The following is a 9,187-nucleotide window of genomic DNA, read 5'->3' on the forward strand; positions in this document are numbered from 1 at the left end:
CAGAATTTAGATAATTATACTTTTTTTCATAAGCTTTGACTATCTTTAGCCCCAAATCATCCATATCACTTACCCTACATGGTAGATGTTTACCTAGAGTCTTTGATATAAATAAAAATCTTCTTTTATTGTTATTTCTAATACCTAAATCTAAATAATCATCTATATTTAAATCAAATATATTTTCCCTAAGCTTTATATTGTATTCAAAGTTTAAATTTTCTTTTAGATTATTGTCGTAAGATAATTTATTATTTAATGTGTTTTTTATTTCTAAATTATCTTTATAATCGTTCCTACTTTTTACTTTTAATAAGCTCATTATAATCTACCCCCTTATTTAAAACCCCGTATATATAAGCTAGACTCATAATTTTCTTTGCCCATTTATAATGAGGTTTATACTCATTCATCTTATCTCCCGATGAGCTTTTTTTGACACCTATTTGTGAATTATAATTTTTTATTATATCTTGAGCATCCATATAATCCTCATAAGTAATACTCGATAAAGCTTGTACTATTTCTACTTGCTTTGGGTGTATAACTGTTTTTCCAACAAACCCATGAAACTTATCTAATTCAATTTCTTTTATGTAGAGATTTTTTATTTTTTCATCATCCATATTAAATAATTCGCTTACACCTGCGCTTATAGGTATATCTAATTCTTCTCGATTTAGATAGTTTATAACATCTTGAATAAATGAAGTCGCTATAAGATTGTCGTATATACAAAATTCTCTTTTACGCCTTATAGAATACATCCCCAATACATCAGTAAGTCCTATTCTAATACCTAAAATTTTATCCTTATGATTTAATATACTATAATACATCTTTTGAAATTGTGTTTCTTTTATTTCTTTATATATAAATTTACTTGACTCTATTATAGGTATAATATATAGATTATTTAAATTAAAATTATCTAATATACTTATAAAGTCTTCTAATAACTCACTATCTGCTTTTGGTATTATTATTCCTGTTATAAAGTCTTTATTTTTTATAAGAATATCTTTTATTTTTTTTAACTGTTCTTTATTTTTAACTCTTATAAATATAAGTGGCAGCTTCTCTAGTTTACAAAATACTTGCTTGGATAAATCATCTAAAACAAGTTTAAGATTTTCTATAGCTTCTCTTTCCCCAAATTCACCAATTGCATCTTCTAAGCATATTGCAAGTGGCTTTGCTTCTTTTTCTTGATTTACTACACTTTTATATATTTGCTCATATTTATTTGCTGGAATATATAAAAATGCTCCTAAAGCATATTTTAAAATATCTTTATCAGTTTTTTTATCAAACTCCTGAGGTTGTTTATAAAAAATATGCTCTAATCTCTCTTTCTCTAAATAATTAAAATACTTCACCTTTTCCTCCATTTATAAGATATTTATCTTGATGTTTATAATTATAATTGTATTTTGTAATTACAACAATGATAATTATAAATAAAAATGGGATAGCTCAAATAGAGATATCCCATTTTTAATCTAAACATACTATAATATTAGATTTAAGTTTTTAATATTTTTAAAATTTACTCTTAATAAGAGTAATACCTACTTTTTATTAGATGTATTATTTTCTTTTATAAGTGCTTATAACAGAAGTATTTAGCTCTTCTAATCTTCTAGTGTTATTAGCTATTTCATCTCTATTTGCTTGCTCTATTCTCATAGTTTCTTCTATACCGCTTTTTATAGTGTTGTGCATTTTTTCTAACGTCTCTATTTGAATAGAACTTGAATTTGCCATCTTGGCAATTTGAGTACTCGCTTGAGATACATTTTGTGCATTTTTAAGAAGTAATTCATTAGTCTTATCATCAAGAGCTTGTAGTGATTTTGTTTGAAGCTCTTGTTTTTTAATAAGTATAGCTTGAGATAGACATTGCTTAAATACTGGAAGCGTTACTATAAATGCACTGTTTATTTTTCTAATTAAACCGTAGTTGTTGTGTTGCATACTTCTAAGCATTGGTATTGTCTGTAGAGAAATATTTTCAGATATTCTAAGATCATAAACTCTTTGAACTAACATATCTTTTATATTTAATAATTCTTGATAATTTGTCAAATCCATTTGGTCTCCACTTTCAGCCTTTGCTTTAAATTGTGGAAGTAAATCATTGTCTAGTTCTTCTATAGCCATTTCACCTGCTACTATGTATTTTTCAAGCTCATTGTAGTAGTTAAAGTTTTCATTTAACATAGCGCCTAATTGTTTATTAGAATCTTGTATTTCTCTTTCATATCTTTGAAGTTCTACTTGTATTTTTTCAACTTCACTTCCTAAAGTATCGTACTTTTGGAACATAACTTCTAAAGCGCTATTTGCCTTTTTAAATAGCTTTTGGAAGAATCCTGGTTCCTTAGTTTGAGCAAAATCGTCTAAGTCGAATTTATCCATTATTTTAGTCAGCCTAACTAACATCTCTGTGTTTTTTTCATTTTGATTCATCTTTATATTTGAAAGTAAGCTGTCAGAAACTCTCGAAATACCTTCTGACGCACCTTTACCAAATTGAAGTATAGTATTTGGATTGTCTACTTCTATTAATGAAGTTAGTTGCTCAACTTCTTTAGATTGTCTTAGCTCGTTTTTTTTGTTGTCTGTATACTCAACTATATCAAAATTATCTTGTTGTACTTCTGTTATATTTTCTTCGTTTTTGTTGTTATTTGTAGTGCTGTCGTTGTTATTTGAAAATTTACTAATATCTATACCCATTATCAATCACTCCATTTCCCAAATAGTTTTTCTAAGAATGAACCTACACTCTTATTTGTATTATTTATATTATGTTTATTAGGCATATATTTCAAATTATAATTTATTACGTCTAATCTATGTATATCCACAATTTGATTATTTATTACATTTTCAATACAGTTTACCCCGCCTGGTGTAAATATAATTATATCAAATCCAATTTTACTTAAGACAAGAAGTAAAAATACAATTTCCTTTGTAAACATTCTCATCTTTTCTATATATATTATCAACTTAGGATTTATACTTGCATAATCAAAACTGTTTATTAAATATACAAATCTTTCATTCATATTTAAAACGCTATAAAGTCCTTTTACTATATCGTCTTTAGTAAGTCCTTCTATAAACATATCGCTTAAAATACTTTCTTCTACTTTATCTAAAATAATCTCTTGCCATCTCAAACTTAAATTTGAAATTGAAAAACACTTTTCTTTTATAATAGACTTTTTATTTAGTTTTCCATTATTTGAAATAAAGAATGATAAATTATAACCTTCTCTTGTAAACGGTTTTGTCAACGCTCTTATATTATCATCGTATTGTATAAAATAAGAAAAGTCTTTTACTTGTAATTTTTCAAGTAGTGAATAATATTCATCTAAATCTCTATAAACACCATCTATTTTTGTAAAAAATACTGGCAGTGTAACTAATTCATTATCAAATTTAAATCCAGGTCTCAACTTTAGTGGTTCATTCCAATATATATCCACTTCATCTACTGTAGAACTAAGAAGTAAAGATTTTATATTTCTATTTTGAAGTTGCCAAGGTTTTATAAAGCCAGAATCATTTAAAAGCTCGTCACTTATCTTTTTAGATGCTTGTGCTCCAACAGTATATGCTTTTTTTATACTAGATTTTTCTATTATTTCACCTTTTTGAATTCTATCATCAAAAGAAATTCTCTCTTGTACAATTTTATTATTTATTAGTTCTATTTTGAATTTTTCAATATTTATATTTTCAAATTCACTAAGTCCATTAGGATTTATATAAAGTATATCAAAGCCCGCAAAGTAAAGTATTAATAAAAAATACAGTTCGTGTTTTTTTATATCTCCGTAAAATACAACTTTTGGAGCATCTTTATAGTCAATAATAAGTGGATTTATATATATTCTTATCCAGCTCATTACCTTTATTATAAAGTTAAACTTAACTCTGTCATTGTTGAAATTTTGATTTTCTTCTTTTAAGAGAATATCAAACCCTCTTTTTATTCTATTGTTGATCTCTTCATATCTCACTAAGTCTATATCTAGATCAAATACACTACCATTGTATTTAGATACTTTGCTTTTTAAGTAAGATATTATATCGAAATCATCTGGATTTAGTATATTATTTTTAAATAGGCATATGTTTTTTTTATTTTTTATTTCTCTATTTAAATTGTATATTTCTGAATTATAAATATCTTCATTATCAATTCCTATATAAGATATAAAATAATTTTCATATCCTTTAGCTGATGTATAGTTACCCCTGTCTGATTGGCTGGAGAATATTTTACTAAATATATTTGATTTATTACCTAACTCCATTTTATCCTCCTTATAATCTGCCATTTATTATTTTAGCTACTTCATTTTAATAAAAAACAAAGTAGCTAAAACTTATTATGCCTCTACTTTTGGCATATTTTCATCATATTTATTTTCTTTTTTAAATAATCTAAATATAAATTTAACTACTTCATCTACTATTATAACACTAAATGATAAAGCTATTACTTTTATCCATTCCATAGGACTTAGAGGAACTGCATTGAAGAAATCTCTAAACACTTGTGTAAAGAAGATTTGTGCTATTCCTGTAATTGCTATTATTTGTAGTGCTAATTTATTTTTAGTTAAATTAGGTATTATACTGTCGAAGTTAAATTCTCTACAGTTAAATGCATTGAATAATGCACTAAATGCAAATATACCAAACATTACTGTTTCACCTTTTGCTTCTGAAACATTTAGTATGTTAAGTGAAGACTGTAACATAAGTATTAATGTTATAAATAAAGCATTACCTACAATTGTGAATATCATAGATTTTGTGATTATACTTGCATTTCTATTTACTGGTTTTCTATCAAGTACATGTTTTCTAACTGGTTCAAGACCTAAAGCAAGAGCTGGTGGTCCATCCATTATTATATTAACCCATAAAAGTTGGATTGTTGTAAAAGGCATTTCTTGGCCTACTACTTGTGAAATTATAGCAACTAAGAATGCTATTATATTAACTGTAAGCTGGAATTGAACGAATCTTTGGAAGTTGTCGTAAATTCCTCTACCCCATTTAATACCACTTACTATTGTCGAGAATGAGTCATCTGTAAGTATTATATCAGCTGCATTTTTAGAAACTTCTGTTCCTGATATACCCATAGCTATACCTACATCAGCTTTTGATAATGCAGGAGCGTCATTTATACCATCACCTGTTACAGCTACTACTTCACCATCTGCTTGTAGAGCTTGAACTATTCTCATTTTACTGTCTGGTTTACTTCTCGCAACTATAGATATAGTTTTGATTTCTTCTTTTAGTTCTTCATCAGTTAAAGTATCTATATATGATGCTTCTACAGCTCTCATATTATTTTTAAGAAGACCTAAATCTTCTCCTATTGCTCTAGCTGTATTTATATTGTCACCTGTAAGCATTTTTACAGCAACACCTGCATGATTTGCAGTTTCTACAGCTTCTTTAACATCTGGTCTAAGTGGATCTCTTATTCCTACAAAGCCTCCAAATACTAAACTTTCTTCACATTTTTCTATACTTATTTCGTCTTCTTCAAGAGCTAGGGCTGCTTCTTGCGACTCATTATAAAGAGGTATTTCTTTATATGCAAATCCTAAAGCTCTCATAGATTTTTCTTGTAATTTTGCTATTTCAGAAAGTATTTTTTCTTTTCTTTCTTTAGTAAGTTCTTTTATACCGTCTGGCTCTTGTACGTATTTACAAAGTTCAAGAACTATTTCTGGAGCTCCCTTTGTAAGTAATACATATTTATTTTCTTCACTTATTATAGTAGACATTCTTTTTAAATTAGATGAGAATTGATTTTGAGCTACTACTACAGCTTCTTTTCTCATTTTTCTATAATCAGTGTCTTTATTTCTAAGAAGTAGAGCACATTCTGTCGCACTACCTAAATATTTAGTTTCATCTTCTGTTATTTCTATATCTGCTGTAGAGTTTATTGTACAGTTTTCTAAGAAGTAACTGTTTGATTCTATTTTGTCTTGTATATATCTACCGTCTATATATGCGACTTCTACAGTCATTCTATTTTGAGTTAATGTACCAGTTTTATCTGAACATATAACTGAAACTGAACCTATAGTCTCGCATGCTTCTTTTTTAGTTACTAAGGCATTTATTTTAGCCATTTTTTGCATCGTTATTGCTAAGGTCATATTTATCATAGTTGGAAGTCCCTCAGGAACTGCTGCAACTATTAACGCTACACAAACTGTAAATGCAGTTTTTATTCCGTCTATTGAGTCTAAAAATGCAAATACATTTGATGTATCTACTTTAAGTCCATTTAACACCATTTTTGCTACCATAAATATAAATAGTAAGCCTGCTATTGCACTTGAAATTTTAGCTATCATTGTACCTAAATTTCCAAGTTTTATTTGAAGTGGTGTCTCTTCTTCATCATTTGATAGATGTCTTGCTATATCTCCCATTTGAGTATTATCTCCTATAGAAGTTACAACCATCATACCTGTACCATAAGCTACTAGTGTTCCGCCAAATACCATATTTATTTGTTTAGCTGGTATTGGCTCAAGTTCTTTTATACCATCTTTAGTTTCTACTTTTTCCATATTGATGATAGCATCGCATTTTTTAGATACATCGTCAGACTCACCTGTCAACATATCTTCTCTTACTTTTAAGTTTATACTTTTTATAAGTCTACCATCTGCTGGAATCATATCTCCTGTTTCTATAAATACTATATCTCCAGGAACTAATTCTGATTTTGAAACTTGTTCTACTTCACCATCTCTAAGCACCTTAACTTCTATATTTTCAGTTAATTTTGATAGTGCTTCTGCTGCCTTTTTAGAACGACCTTCTGTTATCATTCCTATCGCTATACCTATTGCAATGGCACAAACTATACCTATTGCATCGTGGAACTCTCCAATAACAGCACTTATTATAGCTGCTATTATAAGTATTACTATCATAGGTTCTGATAGTGCATCTTTTAAATCATCCCAAAAACTACCTTCTTCGATTGGTGTAAATTCATTTAGGCCGTATTTTTCTCTTCTCGATTTTACATCTTCAGTAGAAAGACCTCTGTCTCTATTTACACCGAGCTCTTTTAGTACATTTTCTTTACTTTCACTATAAAATTTCATTTTTACACTCCGTATGCTTTTCTTTCAAGATTTCTTTTCATGTCGTTTAAGCCTGTGTCATTTGTCCCTTCACCTATTGCAGAGAACTTCCAAGTGTTATCATGTCTATATATAAGACCTACTATTAATGCAGTCTTTCCATTGTAGTCGTCAGATAAGTTGTATCTAGCAATTTCTGAATTGTTTTTTGCATCATTCATTCTTATATATGCATTTTTAATCATGCCGAAGTTTTGATTTCTTCTGACACAGTCGTATATATTTACAACAAATAATAATTTACTAACTTGAGAAGGTATTTTATCTAAGTCGACTAAAATTACTTCGTCATCTCCTGCCCCTTCTCCAGTTAAGTTGTCTCCAGTATGTATTATAGAGTCGTTTTTTGTTCTTAAGTTACCAAAGTAAATTAAGTCAACTGGTGTGCTATCTTCATTTAATAAAAATACAGAAGCATCACAATCTATATCAGCGTTTCCCGAACCAAATAAAGCTTTAAAAAAGCCCCCACCTTGTTCAACTGGATCCCATCCTAAGCCAACTCTTATTGCACTTAATCCTGGATTAGATTTTTTTAAATCGATTTTTTGTCCTTTTTTAAGATTTATCGCCATAGCTTTCCTCCATAGAATTTGTTTTATACGTTTAATCCGTATTGTTTACAAAGAGCTTCAAGTCCACCTTCGAACCCTGCGCCCACTGCTGAGAATTTCCATTCTCCATTATTTTTATATATTTCACATACAACTACTGCAGTTTCTATTGAGAAATCTTCCCCTAAATCATATCTAAGCAATTCTTCATCATTGTCTGAATTTAGAAGTCTTACATAAGAATTATTTACTTGTCCAAAGTTTTGTCTTCTTTCTTTAGCTTCATATATAGTAACTGTTACAGCTATTTTTTCTATTGTGTTTGGCATCTTTGAGAAATCTACTAGTATTTCTTCGTCATCTCCATCGCCATCACCAGTTCTGTTATCACCTAGATGTTCTACAGCTCCTGATGGATGTTTTAAGTTGTTGTAGAATATAAAATCTTCGTCATTTTCTACTCTTCCACTTTTACCTACCATAAATAAACTTACATCAAGGTCAAAGTCTTCTCCTCCATCAAACACATTAGTATCCCAACCTAATCCTAATTTAATATGTTTAAGTCCTGGATTGCCTTTAGTTAAATTGATTTTTTGTCCTTTTTTTAATTGAATTGCCATAATTCTACCCCCAAAAAACTATTTTTATACGTTAACTCCAAAATTTTTACAAAGAGCTTCAAGTCCACCTTCAAATCCTGAACCTAATGCATTGAATTTCCACTCTCCATTATGTCTATATATTTCACATACAACTACTGCAGTTTCTATAGAAAAATCTTCGCCTAATTCATATTTTAGAAGTTCTTGATTAGTATCTGCATTTACAACTCTTACATAAGAGTTATTTACTTGTCCAAAATTTTGTCTTCTTTCTTGTGCTTCATGTATAGTTACAGTAAAAGCAATTTTATTTACATTTTGTGGCACTAAACTTAGATCCAGCTTTACTTGCTCATCATCGCCGTCTCCTTCTCCAGTTAAATTATCACCTAAATGTTGTACGGCTCCTGATGAATGTTTTAAATTATTGTAGAAAATAAAATCAGAATCACTGTTTACTTTATCATTTTCTCCTAATAAAAATGCTGCTGAATCTAGGTCAAAATCAAACCCTCCATCGTATTTATTTGTGTCCCATCCTAGCCCTACAACTATGTTTTTAAGACCTGGGTTTCCTTTAGTTAAACTAACTTTTTGACCTTTTGATAATGTAATCGCCATTATGATCTCTCCTTTTTAAATTTTTGTTAAATATAATACCCTATTAAATACTATTATATCATTTTTTACATCATATAGGAAATATTATTAGCATCTCTAAACTTATTATTTAGGTTTTGATATTAAATCAATTTATAATACTTTTTTCTATTTTGTAACATAATATAATCGAGGTGATTATAATGAG

Annotated in this window: 8 protein-coding genes; all 8 read right to left on the bottom strand. The window is 28.6% G+C overall.

The genetic code is table 11. The features are described from left to right. Positions 1-322: phosphoribosyltransferase domain-containing protein (locus tag RDX53_RS13030; RefSeq protein WP_307994306.1), on the bottom strand; the 322-nt coding region annotated here is incomplete at its 3' end. After that, on the bottom strand, positions 297-1,379 hold the full coding sequence (locus RDX53_RS13035) for an HpcH/HpaI aldolase/citrate lyase family protein (RefSeq protein ID WP_195930853.1): 1,083 nt from the start codon (positions 1,377-1,379) through the stop codon (positions 297-299). The genes RDX53_RS13030 and RDX53_RS13035, both read right to left, overlap by 26 nt. Before the next feature lie 211 nt (positions 1,380-1,590). Then, positions 1,591-2,742, bottom strand: a complete 1,152-nt coding sequence (locus RDX53_RS13040) for a toxic anion resistance protein (RefSeq protein WP_195930854.1) — start codon at positions 2,740-2,742, stop codon at positions 1,591-1,593. 2 nt (positions 2,743-2,744) lie between these two features. Next, positions 2,745-4,337 (bottom strand): YceG family protein, encoded by a 1,593-nt coding sequence (locus RDX53_RS13045; protein WP_243269587.1) that lies wholly within the window; start codon positions 4,335-4,337, stop codon positions 2,745-2,747. A 75-nt stretch (positions 4,338-4,412) separates the two neighbouring features. Further along, entirely contained in the window at positions 4,413-7,181 is a 2,769-nt protein-coding gene (locus RDX53_RS13050) for a calcium-translocating P-type ATPase, PMCA-type (protein ID WP_195930856.1), read from the bottom strand. Positions 7,182-7,183: 2 nt separating this feature from the next. Then, positions 7,184-7,795: a TerD family protein gene (locus tag RDX53_RS13055; RefSeq protein WP_195930857.1), complete on the bottom strand. Its 612-nt coding sequence runs from the start codon at positions 7,793-7,795 to the stop codon at positions 7,184-7,186. A gap of 23 nt (positions 7,796-7,818) precedes the next feature. Then, positions 7,819-8,400, bottom strand: a complete 582-nt coding sequence (locus tag RDX53_RS13060; RefSeq protein WP_369124303.1) for a TerD family protein — start codon at positions 8,398-8,400, stop codon at positions 7,819-7,821. 21 nt (positions 8,401-8,421) lie between these two features. Further along, positions 8,422-9,003, bottom strand: coding sequence for a TerD family protein (locus RDX53_RS13065; RefSeq protein ID WP_369124304.1), 582 nt, complete (start codon positions 9,001-9,003; stop codon positions 8,422-8,424). Between the last annotated feature and the right edge of the window lie 184 nt (positions 9,004-9,187).

Origin of the sequence: uncultured Intestinibacter sp. (genome assembly GCF_902468165.1) — a bacterium.
GTDB lineage: Bacteria > Bacillota > Clostridia > Peptostreptococcales > Peptostreptococcaceae > Intestinibacter.

What these genes read in the sequence shown, in the direction of transcription:
- RDX53_RS13050 (WP_195930856.1), bottom strand. Translation starts at nt 7,181, where the DNA reads ATGAAATTTTATAGTGAAAGTAAAGAAAATGTACTAAAAGAGCTCGGT.
- RDX53_RS13045 (WP_243269587.1), bottom strand. Translation starts at nt 4,337, where the DNA reads ATGGAGTTAGGTAATAAATCAAATATATTTAGTAAAATATTCTCCAGC.
- RDX53_RS13055 (WP_195930857.1), bottom strand. Translation starts at nt 7,795, where the DNA reads ATGGCGATAAATCTTAAAAAAGGACAAAAAATCGATTTAAAAAAATCT.
- RDX53_RS13040 (WP_195930854.1), bottom strand. Translation starts at nt 2,742, where the DNA reads ATGGGTATAGATATTAGTAAATTTTCAAATAACAACGACAGCACTACA.